Annotated in this window: 21 protein-coding genes and 1 pseudogene; 16 read left to right on the top strand and 6 right to left on the bottom strand. The window is 65.9% G+C overall.

What is annotated here, in order from left to right:
- Window positions 1-67 precede the first annotated feature (67 nt).
- Window positions 68-592 (top strand): O-acetyl-ADP-ribose deacetylase, encoded by a 525-nt coding sequence (locus U4Z64_RS04605; RefSeq protein WP_124486536.1) that lies wholly within the window; start codon window positions 68-70, stop codon window positions 590-592.
- Between the two features lie 44 nt (window positions 593-636).
- Here the strand turns inward: U4Z64_RS04605 and trmL are convergent, their stop codons facing one another.
- Together trmL and U4Z64_RS04595 are read right to left on the bottom strand one after the other, a co-directional pair.
- Window positions 637-1,107 (bottom strand): tRNA (uridine(34)/cytosine(34)/5-carboxymethylaminomethyluridine(34)-2'-O)-methyltransferase TrmL, encoded by a 471-nt coding sequence (trmL, locus tag U4Z64_RS04600; protein WP_321819350.1) that lies wholly within the window; start codon window positions 1,105-1,107, stop codon window positions 637-639.
- Window positions 1,108-1,213: 106 nt separating this feature from the next.
- On the bottom strand, window positions 1,214-2,026 hold the full coding sequence (locus U4Z64_RS04595; RefSeq protein ID WP_321819471.1) for a ComF family protein: 813 nt from the start codon (window positions 2,024-2,026) through the stop codon (window positions 1,214-1,216).
- An 83-nt stretch (window positions 2,027-2,109) separates the two neighbouring features.
- On the opposite strand from U4Z64_RS04595, the gene U4Z64_RS04590 reads away from it, so the two are divergent.
- From U4Z64_RS04590 to U4Z64_RS04555, 8 genes are all read left to right on the top strand, one after another.
- On the top strand, window positions 2,110-3,075 hold the full coding sequence (locus tag U4Z64_RS04590; RefSeq protein WP_044848220.1) for a methyltransferase domain-containing protein: 966 nt from the start codon (window positions 2,110-2,112) through the stop codon (window positions 3,073-3,075).
- 195 nt (window positions 3,076-3,270) lie between these two features.
- A complete protein-coding gene (locus U4Z64_RS04585; RefSeq protein ID WP_044848219.1) occupies window positions 3,271-3,792 on the top strand; it encodes a DUF2244 domain-containing protein in 522 nt (173 codons plus the stop codon).
- Between the two features lie 56 nt (window positions 3,793-3,848).
- The gene (gene coxB, locus U4Z64_RS04580; protein ID WP_321819349.1) at window positions 3,849-5,444 is read left to right on the top strand and encodes a cytochrome c oxidase subunit II; all 1,596 of its coding nucleotides are present in this window, start codon (window positions 3,849-3,851) and stop codon (window positions 5,442-5,444) included.
- Window positions 5,445-5,487: 43 nt separating this feature from the next.
- A complete protein-coding gene (ctaD, locus tag U4Z64_RS04575; RefSeq protein ID WP_044848217.1) occupies window positions 5,488-7,095 on the top strand; it encodes a cytochrome c oxidase subunit I in 1,608 nt (535 codons plus the stop codon).
- Between the two features lie 91 nt (window positions 7,096-7,186).
- The gene (locus tag U4Z64_RS04570) at window positions 7,187-7,327 is read left to right on the top strand and encodes a cytochrome oxidase small assembly protein (protein ID WP_027789063.1); all 141 of its coding nucleotides are present in this window, start codon (window positions 7,187-7,189) and stop codon (window positions 7,325-7,327) included.
- Window positions 7,328-7,364: 37 nt separating this feature from the next.
- On the top strand, window positions 7,365-7,973 hold the full coding sequence (locus tag U4Z64_RS04565) for a cytochrome c oxidase assembly protein (protein ID WP_321819348.1): 609 nt from the start codon (window positions 7,365-7,367) through the stop codon (window positions 7,971-7,973).
- A gap of 16 nt (window positions 7,974-7,989) precedes the next feature.
- Window positions 7,990-8,190: a DUF2970 domain-containing protein gene (locus U4Z64_RS04560; protein ID WP_006760730.1), complete on the top strand. Its 201-nt coding sequence runs from the start codon at window positions 7,990-7,992 to the stop codon at window positions 8,188-8,190.
- Window positions 8,191-8,328: 138 nt separating this feature from the next.
- On the top strand, window positions 8,329-9,186 hold the full coding sequence (locus tag U4Z64_RS04555) for a cytochrome c oxidase subunit 3 (protein ID WP_044848214.1): 858 nt from the start codon (window positions 8,329-8,331) through the stop codon (window positions 9,184-9,186).
- A 186-nt stretch (window positions 9,187-9,372) separates the two neighbouring features.
- Here U4Z64_RS04555 and U4Z64_RS04550 read toward each other — a convergent pair whose 3' ends face one another.
- Window positions 9,373-9,582, bottom strand: a complete 210-nt coding sequence (locus U4Z64_RS04550; RefSeq protein WP_044848213.1) for a twin transmembrane helix small protein — start codon at window positions 9,580-9,582, stop codon at window positions 9,373-9,375.
- A gap of 84 nt (window positions 9,583-9,666) precedes the next feature.
- Here U4Z64_RS04550 and U4Z64_RS04545 point away from each other — a divergent pair, with 84 nt between their 5' ends.
- From U4Z64_RS04545 to U4Z64_RS04525, 5 genes are read left to right on the top strand one after another with little or no spacing between them, the layout of a single operon-like run.
- On the top strand, window positions 9,667-10,377 hold the full coding sequence (locus tag U4Z64_RS04545) for an SURF1 family protein (RefSeq protein WP_257773562.1): 711 nt from the start codon (window positions 9,667-9,669) through the stop codon (window positions 10,375-10,377).
- 60 nt (window positions 10,378-10,437) lie between these two features.
- Entirely contained in the window at window positions 10,438-11,064 is a 627-nt protein-coding gene (locus U4Z64_RS04540; RefSeq protein ID WP_124571330.1) for an SCO family protein, read from the top strand.
- 25 nt (window positions 11,065-11,089) lie between these two features.
- Complete coding sequence (locus U4Z64_RS04535) at window positions 11,090-12,202, top strand: COX15/CtaA family protein (protein ID WP_321819347.1); 1,113 nt, start codon at window positions 11,090-11,092, stop codon at window positions 12,200-12,202.
- Between the two features lie 8 nt (window positions 12,203-12,210).
- A complete protein-coding gene (cyoE, locus tag U4Z64_RS04530; RefSeq protein ID WP_006477738.1) occupies window positions 12,211-13,113 on the top strand; it encodes a heme o synthase in 903 nt (300 codons plus the stop codon).
- An 18-nt stretch (window positions 13,114-13,131) separates the two neighbouring features.
- Window positions 13,132-13,749 carry an SCO family protein gene (locus U4Z64_RS04525; RefSeq protein ID WP_044848210.1) on the top strand — a complete coding sequence of 206 codons (618 nt, stop codon included), beginning with the start codon at window positions 13,132-13,134 and terminating at the stop codon, window positions 13,747-13,749.
- Window positions 13,750-13,907: 158 nt separating this feature from the next.
- On the opposite strand, the gene U4Z64_RS04520 is transcribed toward U4Z64_RS04525, so the two are convergent.
- On the bottom strand, window positions 13,908-14,198 hold the full coding sequence (locus U4Z64_RS04520; protein WP_044848209.1) for a YciI family protein: 291 nt from the start codon (window positions 14,196-14,198) through the stop codon (window positions 13,908-13,910).
- 245 nt (window positions 14,199-14,443) lie between these two features.
- Between U4Z64_RS04520 and U4Z64_RS04515 the strand changes: the two genes are divergently transcribed.
- Window positions 14,444-15,259 carry a MetQ/NlpA family ABC transporter substrate-binding protein gene (locus U4Z64_RS04515; RefSeq protein WP_044848208.1) on the top strand — a complete coding sequence of 272 codons (816 nt, stop codon included), beginning with the start codon at window positions 14,444-14,446 and terminating at the stop codon, window positions 15,257-15,259.
- Window positions 15,260-15,368: 109 nt separating this feature from the next.
- Here U4Z64_RS04515 and U4Z64_RS04510 read toward each other — a convergent pair whose 3' ends face one another.
- Window positions 15,369-15,677 carry a VF_A0006 family four-cysteine protein gene (locus tag U4Z64_RS04510; RefSeq protein WP_321819346.1) on the bottom strand — a complete coding sequence of 103 codons (309 nt, stop codon included), beginning with the start codon at window positions 15,675-15,677 and terminating at the stop codon, window positions 15,369-15,371.
- 131 nt (window positions 15,678-15,808) lie between these two features.
- On the opposite strand from U4Z64_RS04510, the pseudogene U4Z64_RS04505 reads away from it, so the two are divergent.
- Window positions 15,809-16,129 (top strand): annotated as a pseudogene (locus U4Z64_RS04505) (ABC transporter ATP-binding protein); the annotation flags it as partial.
- Window positions 16,130-16,208: 79 nt separating this feature from the next.
- Here the strand turns inward: U4Z64_RS04505 and U4Z64_RS04500 are convergent.
- Window positions 16,209-17,588: an FAD-binding oxidoreductase gene (locus U4Z64_RS04500; RefSeq protein ID WP_321819345.1), complete on the bottom strand. Its 1,380-nt coding sequence runs from the start codon at window positions 17,586-17,588 to the stop codon at window positions 16,209-16,211.
- Window positions 17,589-17,958 lie beyond the last annotated feature (370 nt).

Raw genomic sequence — 17,958 nt, 5'->3', positions numbered from 1 at the left:
TCGCGCAAAGCGGGCGGCGCCAAAGCGCACTACGCTTGAACCGTCTCCGGCGTTTCGGGAGGGTGTCATGCTGCAGATCGGTTCCACCACGCTCGACGCGCAACGCGTCGACATCACGACGCTCGACGTCGACGTGATCGTCAATGCTGCGAACGGTTCGCTGCTCGGCGGCGGCGGGGTCGACGGCGCGATCCATCGCGCGGCCGGCCCGGGCCTGCTGGCCGAGTGCCGCACGCTCGGCGGCTGCGAGACCGGCGACGCGAAGCTCACGCGCGGCCACGGGCTGCCGGCCCGGTACGTGATTCATGCGGTCGGCCCGGTGTGGCACGGCGGCGGGCGCGGCGAGCCCGAGTTGCTCGCGGCATGCTACCGGCGTGCGATCGAGCTGGCCGAGGAGGTTGCGGCAACCTCGATCGCATTCCCGGCCATCAGCTGCGGCGTGTACCGCTATCCGGCCGAGGAGGCCGTCGACATCGCGGTCGGCACGGTCGCCGAAATGCTGCCGCAGGCGCCGAACCTCGCACGCGTGGTGTTCGCGTGCTTTTCATCCGACATCTACGACCTGTATCGCGCGCGGCTCGCGCGTATCTAGCGCGTGAGCGGATCCGGCCGCGCAGCGTGGCCCGGGCGGGCGCGTCAGGCGCCGCCTTCGAAGCCGGCCTGGCGCCACGCCTCGAACACGACCACCGCCACCGTGTTCGACAGGTTCAGGCTGCGGTTGCCCGGCCGCATCGGCAGGCGTACGCGCTGTTCGTTCGCGAAGCGTTCGAGCACCTCGGCCGGCAGGCCGCGTGTTTCCGAGCCGAACACGAACCAGTCGCCCGGCACGAATGCATGGTCATGGAAGCGGCCCGAGCCACGGGTCGTGAACGCGAACATCCGCGCGGGATCGGGCGCTTCGGTCGCGACGAACGCGTCCCAGTCGCGATGCACGCACATTTCCGCGTACTCGTGATAGTCGAGGCCCGCGCGGCGCATCTTCGCGTCGTCGAGCGGAAAGCCGAGCGGCTCGATCAGGTGCAGGCGCGCGCCGGTGTTGGCGCACAGGCGGATCACGTTGCCGGTGTTCGGCGGAATTTCGGGGGCGACGAGGACGACGTTGAACATGGTTGGGTCTGGCTGGGCCGGCCGGGACGAAGCGACGTGCACTCGTCCCGGCCGGCCGGTTCGTGACGGCCGGCGCCGCGCGCGGGCGGCCGGCTTCTCTATCTAATTAATCCCTGGCGGTGCGCAGCGCAACCAGATTCGTCACGCGTGCGGCGCCCGCCGCCTTCAATGTCTGCGCGGCCGCCGCGAGCGTCGCGCCGGACGTCATCACGTCGTCGACGAGTGCCACGTGGCGGCCGGTGAGGTCGCCCGCCACCGCGAACGCCGCGCGCACGTTGTCGCGCCGCGCGCGCCGGTCGAGCCGCGATTGCGGCGCGGTTTCGGCCACGCGCGCCAGCAGCGCCGCGTCGGCGCGCACGCCGAGCCGGCGCGCGAGCGGCCGCGCGATCGCCCACGCCTGGTTGTAGCCGCGCGCGACGAGCCGTCCGTGCGACAACGGCACCGGTGCGATCACGTCGAAGCCGCCGGTGGCGCGCAGCGCGTCCGTGTCGTCGATCCGCTGTGCGAGCCGGGCCGCGAATTCCGCGCCGAGCGCGAGCCGCGCATGAAACTTCAGGCCGCGCGCGAGCCCGTCGAGCGGGGCGCGGTAATCGGCGAGCGCGAGCGTCGCATCGAACGGCGGCGGCGTCGCGCGGCATGCTTCGCACCGGTACGCGGACGCCGAACCGGCGCCGCCGTGCCGGCCGCGGGTTCCGCGCGGCCGCGGCCGCCCGACGCCCAGCGGCACCGCGCAGACGTCGCAGCGCAGCCGCGCTTCGTTCCAGTACGCGGCGTCGCAGGCGCTGCAAATCACCGGATGTGACAAATTGCCGCACAGCGCGCACCGATTCGGCAAGGCGAGTGCGATGACGCGCACGGCCAGCGCGCGAACCTGCGACAAAACGACGCGCATCGGGCGCGGGGCGGAACTGCGATCCATCGCGAACACTCCTGGCGGCCCCGTCTCGATGAAGGCTACGAGGCGAGCGAGTATACTTCGGGCTCTTCGCCAGTGTGCCCGACATGTCCCCAGCTTCGACTTCAACCGGCCGTCCGGCCAATGACGCCCGGCGTCTGCGGCGGATCTTCGATCGCCGCGCCGCCACGTTCGACGCGGTCGCGTTCCTGCCGCGCGAGATCGCGCAGCGGATGAACGAGCGCCTCGAATACATCAAGGTGAGCCCCGCGGCCGTGCTCGACGCAGGCTGCGGCCCGGGCGACGACCTGCCGGCGCTGCGCGCGCGCTTTCCCGAAGCCCCGGTGTTCGGCGTCGACCTGTCCGGCGCGATGCTCGCGCGGGCGGGCCAGCGCGAGGTCGAGCAGGCGAGCTGGCGCCGCTGGCTGCCCGCGTCGCTCGGCCGGGCGCTGGGCCAGCGCGGCCCGCGCGTCGCGCAGGCCGACTTCTCGGTGCTGCCGTTCGCGGCCGGCGCGTTCGACCTGATCTGGTCGAATCTCGCGCTGCACTGGCATTCGCGTCCCGATACGGTGTTCCCTGAATGGCAGCGCGTGCTGCGCGTGAACGGCCTGCTGATGTTCAGCACGCTCGGCCCCGACACGCTGCGCGAGCTGCGCGCGGCCTGCGCGGACGCCGAAGCGGCGCTCGGCATCGCACCGCCGGCCGCGCGCGTCGTCGATTTCGTCGACATGCACGACCTCGGCGACATGCTCGTCGAGAGCGGCTTCGAGATTCCGGTGATGGACCAGGAAGTGCTGACCGTCACGTACAAGACCCCCGATTCCCTGCTGGCCGACGTGCGCCGCTGGGGCGCCTATCCGTTCGACCGCGCGGTGCCGCAGCATGCGGCGCGGCGCTTTCGCGCGGCGCTCGGCGACGCGCTGGAAGCGCGCCGGCGCGCGGACGGCACGATTGCCCTGACGTTCGAGGTGATCTACGGCCACGCATGGAAGGCCGTGCCGCGCACGACCGCCGAGGGGCACGGCATCGTGCGCATCGAAGATATCGGAAAGGGGCGTCCGAAGAATCGGTAAAGCGGTAAAGAGGGGTTTTGTTATGTCTGAAATTAGCGGCGCAAAGCGGGGTCGAATAGACGCCAAAAACGGCCGGGAAGCTTGTGGCGCTTGGCTCGCGGGCCGATAGCCGCTTGCTTGTGGATGCCATTGAACCCGCCTATAATGCGTCAGCTTGTCGTCCCGGGGTCCCCGCAATACGGGCCGACGAGTCCGATGCAGGCATGCATCGCATGCCATTCGCGTGAGGCGGCGATGGAAGCAGCAAGGGTGTCGGCGGAGACGAACGATGAACCGGTCCTCGAAGACTGGCTCATGAAACGCAACTGTTCGGTGTCGCCGCGCCAGTTCGTGCTGTTTTACGCGTCGCTCGCGGGCTTCTCGCTGGTGATCGCGGCAGTGCTGATGTGGCGGGGGGCCTGGCTCGTCATGCCCTTCACGGGAATCGAATTGCTGGCGGTCGGCGTCGCGTTTGCGATCCATGCCCGTCATGCGGTCGATTACGAGCGCATCAGGCTGTTTCCGCACCGGCTCGTGATCGAGCGGATGGATGCGGAGCGGCTCACGCAGATCGAATTCAATCCGCGCTGGGTGCGGGTCGAGCCGGGTGCGACGCCACGCGATCCGATTCGACTGGTATCGCGCGGGCAGACCGTCGTAATCGGGCAGCATCTCGCGCAGCACAAGCGTGCGCAGTTCGCCGACGAACTGCGCGTGTCGCTCAGGCGCTGCGGCTGACGAGGCGCGGGCACCGGCCGGAACAGGCCGGCGCCTTGCGACGGGGGAGGGTTTGAATGGAAATTTTGGGTAAGGATGCTATGAAAACAATCAAGCGAGCCCTCACGGGCGTGCTGGCATGCAGCGGATTGCTCTTTGCCGGCGCGGCTCTGGCGGTCGGTGATAGCCCGGGCGGCCCCCGCGTCAACGAGATCAACTTTCAGCCGCCTGTCACGAAGATCGCCGAGGAGCTCTACGATCTCCACACGATGATGCTGATCCTGTGTACGGTGATCTTCGTCGGCGTGTTCGGCGTGATGTTCTATTCGATCTTCGCGCACCGCAAATCCAAAGGCCACAAGGCCGCCAATTTCCATGAAAGCACGACCGTCGAAATCATCTGGACGATCGTGCCGTTCATCATCGTCGTGCTGATGGCGCTGCCGGCCACGAAGGCCGTCGTCGCGATGAAGGACACGACCAACGCCGATCTCACGATCAAGGTCACCGGCTACCAGTGGAAGTGGGGCTACGACTACGTGAAGGGGCCGGGCGAGGGCATCAGCTTCCTGTCGACGCTCAGCACCCCGCGTGACGAAGTGATGGGCAAGAAGCCGATCACCGAGACCTACCTGCAGGAAGTCGACAACCCGCTCGTCGTGCCGGTCAACAAGAAGATCCGCATCATCACGACCGCGAACGACGTCGTTCACTCGTGGTACGTGCCGGCGTTCGGCGTGAAGCAGGATGCGATCCCCGGCTTCGTGCGCGATACGTGGTTCAAGGCCGACAAGGTCGGCACGTTCCGCGGCTTCTGTACCGAACTGTGCGGCAAGGAACACGCGTTCATGCCGGTCGTGGTCGTCGTGCTGTCGGACGACGACTACGCGAAGTGGGTGAGCGCGCAGAAGGCCAAGCTGGCCAGCGCGTCGGTCGATCCGAACAAGGTTTACACGATGGCCGAACTCGTCGCGCACGGCGAGGAAGTCTACAAGGCGAACTGCGCGGCCTGCCACCAGGTGAACGGCAAGGGCCTCGGCGCCTTCCCGGCGATGGACGGCAGCCCGATCGTGAACGGCCCGATCGCCGGCCACGTCGAGCGCGTGCTGCACGGCAAGGGTGCGATGCCGTCGTGGGCGTCGCTGTCGGACCTCGACATCGCATCGGTCATCACGTACGAGCGCAACTCGTGGGGCAACCACAAGAACGACCTGCTGCAGCCGAAGCAAGTGACCGACGCGCGCAACGGCAAGATGCCGGAAGACGTGGCGGGCGCCGCGGCGCCGGCCGAAGCGGCCTCGGCACCGGCGCAAGCCGCGTCGGGTGCGGTCGAGCAACCGGCGGCAGCGTCGGCATCGGCGGCTGTGTCGACGATCTACTTCGAAACGGGCAAGAGCGTGCTGCCGGCCGACGCGAAGGCGGCGATCGCCGCAGCGGCCGACTATGCGAAGGCACATCCGGACGCGAAGCTCGCGCTGTCGGGTTTCACCGACAAGACGGGCTCGGCCGACGCGAACGCCGAACTGGCCAAGCATCGTGCACAGGCCGTGCGCGACGCGCTGAAGGCAGCAGGCGTGGCGGAAGACCACATTATTCTCAAAAAGCCGGAAACGATCACGGGCGGGGCTGACGCGAAGGAAGCCCGGCGGGTCGAGATCGGGCCGGCGGCTTGACGTGTCGCTGAGTTAGTCGACGTATTCGCATTAGGAGATTCTCATGTCTAGCATCGGGCACGACGTAGCCGCGGACCACGCGCACGACGACCACGCGCACGAAATGCCGCACGGCTGGCGGCGCTGGCTGTTCGCCACCAACCACAAGGACATCGGTACGCTGTACCTGCTGTTCTCGTTCATCATGTTCCTGTCGGGCGGCGTGATGGCACTCGGCATCCGTGCCGAGCTGTTCGAGCCGGGCCTGCAGATCATGCGTCCGGAGTTCTTCAACGAACTCACGACGATGCACGGCCTGATCATGGTGTTCGGCGCGATCATGCCGGCGTTCGTCGGCTTCGCGAACTGGATGATTCCGCTGCAGATCGGCGCGTCCGACATGGCGTTCGCGCGGATGAACAACTTCAGCTTCTGGCTGCTGCCGGTCGCTGCCGTGCTGCTGGTCGGTTCGTTCTTCGCGCCGGGCGGCGCGACGGCTGCAGGCTGGACGCTGTACGCACCGCTGTCGACGCAGATGGGCCCGGGCATGGACTTCGCGATCTTCGCGGTCCACATCATGGGTGCATCGTCGATCATGGGCGGGATCAACATCGTCGTGACGATCCTGAACATGCGCGCACCGGGCATGACGCTGATGAAGATGCCGATGTTCGCATGGACCTGGCTGATCACCGCGTACCTGCTGATCGCCGTGATGCCGGTTCTGGCAGGCGCGATCACGATGGTGCTGTTCGACCGCCACTTCGGCACGTCGTTCTTCAACGCGGCAGGCGGCGGCGACCCGGTGATGTACCAGCACATCTTCTGGTTCTTCGGCCACCCCGAGGTGTACATCATGATTCTGCCGGCGTTCGGGATCGTGTCGCAGGTGATCCCGGCGTTCGCACGCAAGACGCTGTTCGGCTATAGCTCGATGGTGTATGCGACGGCGTCGATCGCGATCCTGTCGTTCATGGTCTGGGCGCACCACATGTTCGCGACGGGCATGCCGGTCACCGGCCAGCTGTTCTTCATGTACGCGACGATGCTGATCGCGGTGCCGACGGGCGTGAAGGTGTTCAACTGGCTCGCGACGATGTGGCGCGGCTCGATGACGTTCGAAACCCCGATGCTGTTCGCGATCGGCTTCCTGTTCGTGTTCACGTTCGGCGGCCTGACGGGCCTGATGCTGGCGATGGCGCCGCTCGACATCCAGTACCACGGCACCTACTTCGTGGTGGCGCACTTCCACTACGTGCTGGTGGCAGGCTCCCTGTTCGCGCTGTTCTCGGGCTGGTACTACTGGGCGCCGAAGTGGACGGGCTGGATGTACAACGAGACGCGCGGCAAGATCCACTTCTGGTCGTCGATGATCTTCTTCAACCTGACGTTCTTCCCGATGCACTTCGTCGGTCTCGCGGGCATGCCGCGTCGTTATGCGGACTACCCGGCGCAGTTCACGGACTTCAACCAGGTGGCGACGATCGGCGCATTCGGCTTCGGCCTCGCGCAGGTGTACTTCCTGTTCGCGGTCGCGCTGCCGGCCTACCGTGGCGGCGGCGACCTGGAAAAGGCGTCGGACAAGCCGTGGGATGGTGCGACGGGCCTCGAGTGGACGGTGCCGAGCCCGGCTCCCTTCCACACGTTCGAGCAACCGCCGCACGTCGAATAAGTTTCACCCGGCGTTCCGCCGCTGCCTGCCGCGCAGGCAGGCGCGGCGGGCGCCGGATCGATGTATCAGCGAAGTTTCAGCGAAGTTTCAGATGAACCGGAATCCACAACAAAGACGAACGCCCGAGCAGATTCGCGCGGGCAACAAGCGGCTCGGCCTCATCCTGCTCGTCATCGCCGCCGTTTTTTTTGTGGGTGTCGTGATCAAGCAGTGGTGGCTGTCCACTCACTGAGATGCAGTAACTGACGCAGTAGCGAGGAAGTCGTCGTATGTCGAAGCCGGAAGAGGGCGCCGTCGATCGCGCATTCAATCGTTCGATGCTGGTGAAGCTCTTCGTCGTGGCCGGACTGATGTTCGGCTTCGGCTTCGCGCTGATTCCGATGTATCGCGCGATCTGCCAGATCACCGGCATCAACAACCTGGTGCAGCGCGATGTCAGCGAACGCGAGGTGAAGAACTCGCAGGTCGACATGAGCCGCACGGTGGCGGTCGAGTTCGATGCGAATGCGCGCGGCCCGCTCGGTTTCAAGCCGGAGCGCAACAGCCTCGACGTGCATCCGGGCGAGCTGACGACGATCGTATACGACGTGACCAACGGGCAGGGCCGGCCGGTGGTGGCGCAGGCGATTCCGAGCTACGCGCCGAAGCAGGCGACGGAGTTCTTCAAGAAGATCGAGTGTTTTTGCTTCACGCAGCAGACGCTGGCTGCGAACGAGTCGCGCAAGATGCAGGTGGTGTTCGTGATCGATCCGAAGCTGCCGAAGGACGTGAAGACGATCACGCTGTCGTACACGTTCTTCGAGCTGAACACGCCGGCCGCGCCGGCGCCGGCACCGCGCAAGACGGCGGCGCAGGGCGACGCGAAGCCGGACGCATGACGACGGAGACGGGGCAGTGACAGAGACCAAGCGGAGCGGGTCGTTCGGCCAGGCGTTGCGAGCGGTGTTGTGGTCGTTCTTCGGGGTGCGCAAGCGGCGCGACCTGGAGGCCGACGCGACGCAGCTCAATCCGCTGCACGTGCTGATCGTCGCGTTGATCGCGGCCGGTGTGTTCATCGGCGTGCTGATCCTGATCGTGCGTGCGGTCGTGGGCTGAGGCTCGCGGCCACGAAAGAATGCAGTGCGTAGCGCCCGGGCGCTGCGTGCGGGAAAGAGCGGCGGCGGTCGTGCCGTGCAAGAAATAAAGCCGGAGCGGTTTCCGGTACACAAATTGGACTGAAGTGGAGAATCAAGCATGAGCGGTCAAAACCAGACCCCGTACTATTTCGTGCCGCATCCGTCGCAGCACCCGATCAGCGCGGCCTGCGGCCTGCTGGTCATGCTCGCGTCGGTGGCGCTGTGGATCAACGGTCACGACTGGGCTCCGTACACGGCGCTGCTTGGCCTGCTGTGGTTGCTCTTCACGCTGTACCACTGGTTCGGCGATTCGATCGCCGAATCGGAAGGCGGTCATTACGGCAAGAACGTCGACAAGTCGTACCGCTGGAGCATGAGCTGGTTCATCTTCTCCGAAGTCATGTTCTTCGGCGCATTCTTCGGCGCGCTGTTCTACGCGCGTGAAATCGCGCTGCACCAGCTCGGCAGCCTCGACTACAAGCTGATCTGGCCGGATTTCTCCGCCGTGTGGCCGAACGAAGGCCCGGCCGCGCTCGCCGGTCACTTCAAGACGATGGGCCCGTGGCCGATCCCGACGCTGAACACGGCGCTGCTGCTGTCGTCGGGCGCGACGCTGACGGTGTCGCACCACGCGCTGCGCGACAATCATCGCAACAAGGCGATCGCGTGGCTGGCCGCGACGCTCGTGCTCGGCGTCTGCTTCCTGTTCACGCAGGGCTTCGAGTACTACCACGCGTACAACGAACTGAACCTGACGCTGAACTCGGGCGTGTACGGTTCGACGTTCTTCCTGCTGACGGGCTTCCACGGCTTCCACGTGTTCCTCGGCGGCACGATGCTCGCGGTGGTGCTGGTGCGGATGATCCGCGGCCACTTCAAGCCGGATCACCACTTCGCATTCGAAGGCGCCGCGTGGTACTGGCACTTCGTCGACGTCGTCTGGCTCGGCCTGTACGTCGTCGTCTACTGGCTGTAAATGCAACAACGGCCCGCGCAGCGATGCGCGGGCCGTTTTCATTGGCGGGGACGGGGCAGCGGCCGGCTGCTTGCGCTCAACGCCAATCCGGCGCCGCCGCGACTCAGTCAGGCGGCGCTTTTGCTTGGTAGCGCCGCTGTGCGGCGAAATGTCACAGCGATTACAGAGGCCGGCGCGGTGAAGGCATCAACGCCCGATCGGCAGGCCGGTCGAATGGATCCAGCCCATCCAGTTCGCGAACAGGATGAACAGGAACAGCGAGATCGACAGCCCGACACGGGTGGCAAGCGACCACACCATGCGTTTCGTATGGCCGCGGTCTTGCATCATGAAGTAGAGCGCCGAGCCCATGCTGGCGACGATGAGGACGAAGGCGATGGGAACGAGGATGTGCATGACACGAACCGGACGACGGCAATTCGAAAGGAAGAGGATAATTATCGCACTTCGCTTTCGCGAATGCGCCTCGCGGGTGGCCCGATGAAGATCCGCTGGCTGCCTGCGCTGCTGATTCTCGTCGTCGTCGCGGTCACGATTCGCCTCGGGTTCTGGCAGCGCGACCGCGCGCACCAGAAGGAAGCGCTGCAGGCGAACGTCGTGCGCTACGAGCATGCGGCGCCGGTCGACGTCGGCGCGCAGCCGATTCCGCTCGCGTCGATCGAGTTCCACCGCGTGCGGGCGAAGGGCCGCTTCCTGCCGGAGCAGGCGGTGTTCCTCGACAATCGGCCGTATAACGACCAGCCGGGTTTTTACGTCGTGATGCCGTTTAAACTCTCGGGCGGCGGCGCCGTGCTGGTGAACCGCGGCTGGCTGCCGCGCAACATCGCAGATCGCACGGCGATCGAGCCGTTCCCGACGCCCGACGGAGAGATCGAGATCGAAGGCATCGCGCGCGCCGACGCGTCGCGCGCGTTCGAGCTCGGCGAAGGCGGTTCGGCCGCGCACCAGAAGATCCGGCAGAACCTGGACGTCGCCGCGTATGCGAAGGAAACGGGGCTGCCGCTGCAGCCGTTCGTGATCCAGCAGACGAGCGACGACGGCGACAAGCTCGTGCGCGACTGGCCGGCGGCGACGACCGGCGTCGAGCGCAATTACGGTTACATGTTTCAGTGGTGGGCCATGGCGGCGGTCGCGCTCGGCTTCGGCCTGTACGCCGCGCGGCGTGCGGCGAAGAAGTCGGCCGGCGCGTGAGCGCCATGGCAGGACGCGGCGCGCGCGCCGCGGGTTCGTTTCGAGAGGTCTGATTTGTCCATGCAATCTTCCCGTCAGGGTCCGGCCGCTGCGCCGATCTCGCCCGCGGCCCGCAAGCGCGGCCGCTGGATGCTCGTGCTGCTGGGTCTCGTGTGCGCGGCGCCGATCATCGCGTCGTACTTCACCTATTACGTGATCAAGCCGAAGGGCGGCTCGACCAACTACGGCACGCTGATCGAGCCGCAGCGGCCGATCCCGGCCGACCTGCAGGTCACCGACGAAACCGGCAAGACGGTGCCGCTGTCGTCGCTGCGCGGCGTGTGGCTGTTCGTGATGACCGACCGCAGCGCGTGCGACGATGCATGCGCGCAAAAGCTCTACTTCATGCGCCAGATCCGCGTCACGCAGGCGGGCGAGCGGCACCGGATCACGATGGTGTGGCTGCGCAGCGATGCGGACGCGATTCCGCAGAAGGTTCTGGAAGCCTATCCGGACACGCGCCGGCTGGTCGCCGATCCGGCCGCGGTGGCTGCATGGCTGCCGGCCGACGCCGGCACGAAGGACAGCGACCACCTCTACATGGTCGATCCGAACGGCAACCTGATGATGCGTTTCCCGAAGGACCCGAATCCCAGCAAGATCAAGTCGGACGTGACCAAGCTGCTGAAGTGGTCGAGCATCGGCTAAGGCGAGACGACGAGGCAACCATTCGATGTCGTATCTACTGCAACTCGGCCTGATCGGCCTCTGCATCGCGCTGCTGCCGCTGTCGTACGTGTGGGTGAAGGCCGACGACAACAAGTTCCGCAAGCTGGTGTGGATCACCACGTTCCTGACCCTCGACCTGGTAATGTTCGGCGGCTTCACACGGCTGACCGATTCGGGTCTCGGCTGCCCCGATTGGCCCGGCTGCTACGGCACGTCGTCGCCGTTCATCGCGCACGCCGCGATCACGGCCGCGCACCAGGCGATGCCGACCGGCCCCGTCAGCATGACGAAGGCGTGGATCGAGATGATCCACCGCTATTTCGCGATGGCGATCGGCGTGCTGATCATCGCGCAGGTCGTGATCGCCTGGTCCGCGCGGCTGCGCCGCCGCCCGCTGCACGTGTCGCCGTGGTGGCCGACGAGCCTCTTGCTGCTGATCGTCGTGCAGGGCGTGTTCGGCGCGTGGACGGTCACGATGAAGCTGCAGCCGGTGATCGTCACGACCCACCTGCTGCTCGGCCTCATGCTGCTCGGCACGCTCGGCTGGCTCGCGGCGCGGCAGACGCCGCTGCCGTCGCATGACCCGGAGGCCGGCCGCTACCGCGCGGCCGCGCTCGCGGCGCTGGTGCTGCTGGTCGTGCAGATCGCGCTCGGCGGCTGGGTGAGCACCAACTACGCGGTGCTCGCGTGTACCGACTTCCCGACCTGCAACGGTCAGTGGATGCCGCCGATGAACTTCGGCCAGGGCTTCCATCTGTGGCGCGCGCTCGGCATGACGAAGGACGGCGACGCGATCACGCAGGACGCGCTGGTCGCGATCCACTGGACCCACCGCACGTTCGCGTTCGTCGTCGTCGCATACCTGGTCGCGTTCGCGCTGAAGATGCGCCGCTTCGAGTCGCTGCGCCGGCCCGCGAACGGCGTGCTGCTGGTGGTTTTGCTGCAGTTCCTGACGGGCCTGACCAACATCGTGCTGCAGTGGCCGCTGCCGGTCGCCGTCGCGCACAACGGCGGTGCCGCGATCCTGCTGCTGCTCGTCGTCATGTTAAACTTTCGCATCCTTTCAAGCCGCCCCGGCCGTGTCGTGCAGCCCGCGCGCGACGCCGCCCCGGCGTGACCGTCCCCATGCAAAGCACCCTTTCCCAATCGCCCGGTAGCCGGTTCTCGCAGTACATGGCGCTGACGAAGCCGCGTGTCACGCAGCTCGCGGTGTTCTGCGCGGTGATCGGCATGTTTCTCGCGACGCCGGGCATGGTGCCGTGGCATGTACTGATCGGCGGCACGGTCGGCATCTGGCTGCTGGCCGGCGCTGCGTTCGCGATCAACTGCCTCGTCGAGCAGAAGATCGACGCGATGATGCGCCGTACCGCGTGGCGTCCGTCCGCGCGCGGCGAGATCACGACGCCGCAGATCCTGCTGTTCTCGGCCGTGCTCGGCAGCGTCGGCGCATGGACGCTCTATACCTTCACGAACCCGCTGACGATGTGGCTGACGATCGCGACGTTCGTCGGCTACGCGGTGATCTACACGCTGCTGCTCAAGCCGATGACGCCGCAGAACATCGTGATCGGCGGCGCATCGGGCGCGATGCCGCCGGCGCTCGGCTGGGCCGCGGTCACCGGCGCGGTGCCCGGCGACGCGTGGATCCTCGTGCTGATCATCTTCGTGTGGACGCCGCCGCATTTCTGGGTGCTGGCGCTCTATCGCCGCAAGGACTACGAAAACGCGGGCCTGCCGATGCTGCCCGTCACGCACGGCGAGAAGTTCACGCGGCTGCACATCCTGCTGTACACGGTGATCCTGTTCGCGGTCACGCTGATGCCGTTCATCTCCGGGATGAGCGGCGCCGTCTACCTGACGAGCGCGGTGCTGCTCGGCGCGGTGTTCCTCGCGTATGCGTGGAAGATCCATCGCGACTATTCGGACGAACTCGCCCGCAAGGCTTTCCGTTACTCGATCGTCTACCTGTCGCTGCTGTTCGCCGCGCTGCTCGTCGATCACTATGCGCGCCCGCTGCTCGGCGTGTAACCGCACGGTTTGAACGCAATGCTCCATTCATGGTTCGGGCGCCGCGCGCGCCAAGGCTGGATGCTCGCGTGCGCATTCGCGGCAGCCACGCTGCTCGCCGGCTGCGACAACGCGCCGAAATTCCAGAATCTCGACATCACCGGCAACACGCAGTTCGGCAGCGATTTCTCGCTGCCGGATACGGCGGGCAAGGTGCGCACGCTCGGCGACTTCAAGGGCCGGGCGGTCGTGGTGTTCTTCGGCTATACGCACTGCCCGGACGTATGCCCGACGACGATGGCCGAACTGTCCGAAGCGCTGAAGCAGCTCGGCCCCGATGCCGCGAAGCGTGTGCAGGTGCTGTTCGTCACCATCGATCCGGAGCGCGACACGCCCGCGCTGCTCGGCCAGTACGTGCCCGCGTTCGATCCGTCGTTCATCGGGCTGCGGCCGGCCGACGAGGCGGCGCTCAAGAAGGTTACAAAGGATTTCCGCGTGTACTACGCGAAGGTGCCCGGCAAGACGCCCGGCAGCTACACGATGGATCACACCGCCGCGAGCTACGTGTTCGATCGCGACGGCAAGCTGCGCCTGTTCGTGCGCGACGGCCAGGGCCCCGGCCCGTGGGTCCACGACCTGAAGCTGCTGGTCGACTGAACGGCGTACGCCGCAGGTTCGCCCGGGCGCTCGCCTGGCGCTACGCGTGACGGCCGCGACGCGCCGTCACGCATTCCTCCTTCTTCTCCTCGATCTGCATGCGCCGCCTCGCGGGGCGGCTGCGTATGAACATTCGTGCGCTGACGCGCTTGCGCGCGTTACGGCAGCGCCGGCACGTTGAAGCCTTGCGCGGCACGCGTGATCCGGAATTCCGTCACGCGATACGTCGCGAGCCCTTCGGTCACGAACGGATCGGTCTCGAGGATCGCGTCCAGTTCGTCGCGGTCGATGCGGGCCGCGAGGATCACGCCGCCTTCGCGCGGTACCTTCGGCCCCGCCGCGATGAAGATGCCGCGCTCGAACAGCGGCTGCAGATACGCGCGGTGGCGTTCGAGTGCATCGTCGATGCGCTCGAGCGATGCGTTGTAGTGGATGTCGATGACGTACATGGATGGCCCTGGAATTGTCGCCGGCGCGTGGTGTGCCGGTCGGCCGGTCTTTTTAGCACAGCGGCCGTTCCCTGTCGTGCCGGCCGTCGTCGCGCATCGTCCACCAGCACCGCCGCGGTGCATACCCATATGAGCGGGATGTATTTCACTTCCGGCCGATCCTGTGACACCATTTGCCCCTTCCTGCGAGTCCGGGGATACCCGTATCGCGCCCCATTTTCAGTTAGCAAGAAAGCGAGAAACAGATGAAGCGTCGCAGTCTCCTGAAGGTATTTTCCGTGCTGGCCACCGGTGCCGCGCTGACGCTGTCGGCGGGCGCGCACGCCGAGGACAAGGTCATCAAGGTCGGCACGGTGGCCGGCCCGGATGCGGAAGTGTGGCAGGTCGTGCAGAAGGTCGCGAAGGAGAAGGAAGGCCTGAACGTGAAGGTCATCGAGTTCAACGACTACGTGCAGCCGAACGCGGCGCTCGACTCGGGCGACCTCGACGCGAACAGCTTCCAGCACCAGCCCTACCTCGACAGCCAGGTGAAGCAGCGCGGCTACAAGATCGTCAGCGCGGGCCTGACCTACATCTCGCCGATCGGCGTGTACTCGAAGAAGTTCAAGGCGCTGAAGGACCTGCCGCAAGGCGCGAAGCTCGCGGTGCCGAACGATCCGTCGAACGAGAACCGCGCGCTGCTGCTGCTGCAGACGCAAGGCGTGATCAAGCTGAAGACGGGCGCCGGCACGGGCGGCAACAACGCGACGGTGCTCGACATCGCCGAGAACCCGAAGAAGCTGAAGATCTCCGAGCTCGACGCCGCGCAACTGCCGCGCGTGCTGTCGGACGTCGACGCCGCCGTGATCAACACGAACTACGCGCTCGCCGCGAACCTGCAGCCGACCAAGGACGCGATCGCGCTCGAATCGCTGACGAGCCCGTATGCGAACCTGATCGCCGTGCGCGCGAAGGACAAGGATCAGCCGTGGGTGAAGAAGCTGGTCAAGGCGTACCAGTCGGCGGAAGTGCGGGAGTTCATCAAGAAGCAGTTCAAGGGCTCGATGGTTGCGTCGTTCTGAACGCCGCACACCGGTCGGACCGTTGAAACGAAGAGGCCTGCATCGCGCAGGCCTTTTTCGTTGGTGCGGCCGGCAGACCATTGCGCGGCGCGCGGCGTTCAGCGCGGGCTCACATCTCGCCGCGCCGCGAGCAGATCGCCATGATCTGCTGGATCGCGTAGTTGTCGCGCACGCCCGGCAGCGACTGCACGACGCACTCGTGGAAGCGCCGCTCGCGCGGCAGCAGCATCGCGTTGTTGCGGTACAGCGCGTCGCACGAGCGCTGGATCAGCTGCGCGGCCACGCCGTTGCGGCTCTCGCGCAGCGCGCCCAGCATGCAGTCGTCGTATTGCGCGTAGCCGTCGGTCAGCGCGAATGCCGCACCCGGCAGCGTTAGCGCGACGGCCGCACATGTAATCGCACGGATCCCCCGTTTCATGCGCCCTCCGTTGGTGTGGATCGGGTCGGCGGACAGCATAACGTAAAGCGGCAAGGGCGGCTGGTGCGTTGCGGCGGGATCGGCGCGGAGCGCCGCCGGCCGGGCGTCGCGCGCGCTTCGCGGCGGCGCGGCGGCATGCGGTGAGCCTGCTGATGGCGTCGCTGCGGCCGTCGCGGATCCTGCTGCTCGCCGAGCACACGGCCGCGCTCGACCCGAAGACGGCCGCGTTCGTGCTGGAGCTGACGGCGCGCATCGTCACCGAGAGCAAGCTCACGACGAGCATGCGGCAGGCGCTCGACTACGGCGACCGCACGGTGATGCTGCACCAGGGGCAGGTCGTGCTCGACGTGTCGGGCGACCAGCGCCGCGGGCTCGACGTGCCGGACCTGCTGCAGATGTTCGAGAAGGTGCGGCACGAGCAGTTCGACGACGACGCGTTGCTGCTCGGCTGATGTGCTGCAGGTGGACCGGCGCGATGCAGGGGCTGCATCGCGCCGGATTCATTCATCGGCGCTGATGTCCGATGCGGACTCAAGAAAGGAGCTTGCCGGGATTGAGGATGTCGTTCGGATCGAGCGCATGCTTGATCGCCCGCATGCATGCGAGTTCCGTATTGCTTCGCGTATAGCCGAGAAATGCGCGCTTGTGCGTGCCGATGCCGTGTTCGGCTGAGACGGAGCCTTGAAAGTTTCTGACGAGTTCATAGATCGCGCTTTCTACCGCGTCGGGCGGCACATCGGGGATTGTGTGCCCGTCGACGGTGATATGGAGGTTCGAGTCGCCGATGTGGCCGAAGAAATAGGCCCGACTGCTTGGCCAGCGTTGCGCGAGCACGCCGCGGCATGTGTCGACGAATTGGCCGATCGCGCCGATCGGTATGCTGATGTCGAAATTGATCGGGGCGAGCTTGACCGGAAATTCGGACGTTGCCTCACGGATCTCCCAAAGCGCGTGTGCTTGCGTATCGGATTGCGCGAGCACGGCGTCGAGCACGAGGCCCGATTCGAGGTGTTCGCCCAGCACGTCGGCGAGTCGCTCATCGTTGCCATCGGCGTGACCGGTCTGTTCGATCAATGCGTACAGCGGATACGCAGCGGAAAGCGGGCTGTGCTTGCTGCGTGACAGCGATACACCCAGCGTGAAGAAGTCCGGCCACATCAGTTCGAACGCGCTGAGTTCCTTGCCGAAGCGCGTTCTCAGCAACTGCAACAGATCGACCGCGCCGCGATAGCCGGGCAGTGCGCACAGCACGGTGTTGCGATGCGTCGGGCGCGGCGCGAGACGCAATACCGCACGCGTAATGATGCCGAGCGTGCCTTCGGATCCGATGAACAGATGGCGTAGATCGTAGCCCGTATTGTTTTTGACCATCTTGCCCATTCCGCTCAGCACGCTGCCGTCCGCCAGGACGACCTCGAGCCCGAGCACCTGGTCTCGGACCATTCCGGACTGGATGACGCGAATGCCGCCCGCATTCGTGGCAAGGTTGCCGCCGATCTGGCAGGTACCGCGAGCGCCGAGATCGAGCGGGAATTCGAAGCCAGCCTCTGATGCGGCTTCCTGAATCGTTTGAAGCGTCGTTCCCGAAAGTACCGTCATCGTCGACGCAGACGCGTCAATCTCCTCGATGCCTGTCATCCGTTCCAGCGAAATGCAGATGTCCCGCATGGTCGGTACGGCTCCGCCCGCGAGGCCGGTCAGTCCGCCCTGGGGAACGACGCTCTGGCGTGCGTCGTTGCATAGCCGCAGCGTCGTCGCGACTTGCTCGGTCGTTCGGGGGAGCACGACCGCAAGTGGACGATGCGCGGACTTTCGACTCCAGTCACCAAGATAACGGTCGCCGATAGCCGCGCCCGTCCGTATCGCGTCGTTACCGAGTGTGGACATCAGGGTGTGCAGGATCGTTTCCATAAGTGATCGCTCGTCCTCGCGGCAAGGATGACTGGCTCGATGCATCGCCATCGCGACGGTATTCCGATCTCGGCTCCCGCGTACGGTGATGCTGGCCGGTCCGGCGTGCAGTGCCGGTACGATCTGACAGTCTAGTCCGGTTTGGATATGGGTGAAGGCCCTATTGGTGAAATTACCAATGCTGAAAATATGCATATAAATCAGTGCGTTGAGATTTTTTTAAGGTTTTATGAGGGGCTTGCAAAGGAAACGATCTTGAAAATAAGCGGCCGTGGTCTAGTCTGGTCTAGACCGCTTGCAGAGTCACCCGGCAGAGGCGAACGCGACGTCGCATGCGGTGAACCCCTTTTGACGCCCGTCTATCCTCACG

This window comes from Burkholderia sp. BCC1996 (genome assembly GCF_905339955.1).
GTDB lineage: Bacteria > Pseudomonadota > Gammaproteobacteria > Burkholderiales > Burkholderiaceae > Burkholderia.
This window is presented reverse-complemented; position numbering and strand designations above follow the sequence as displayed.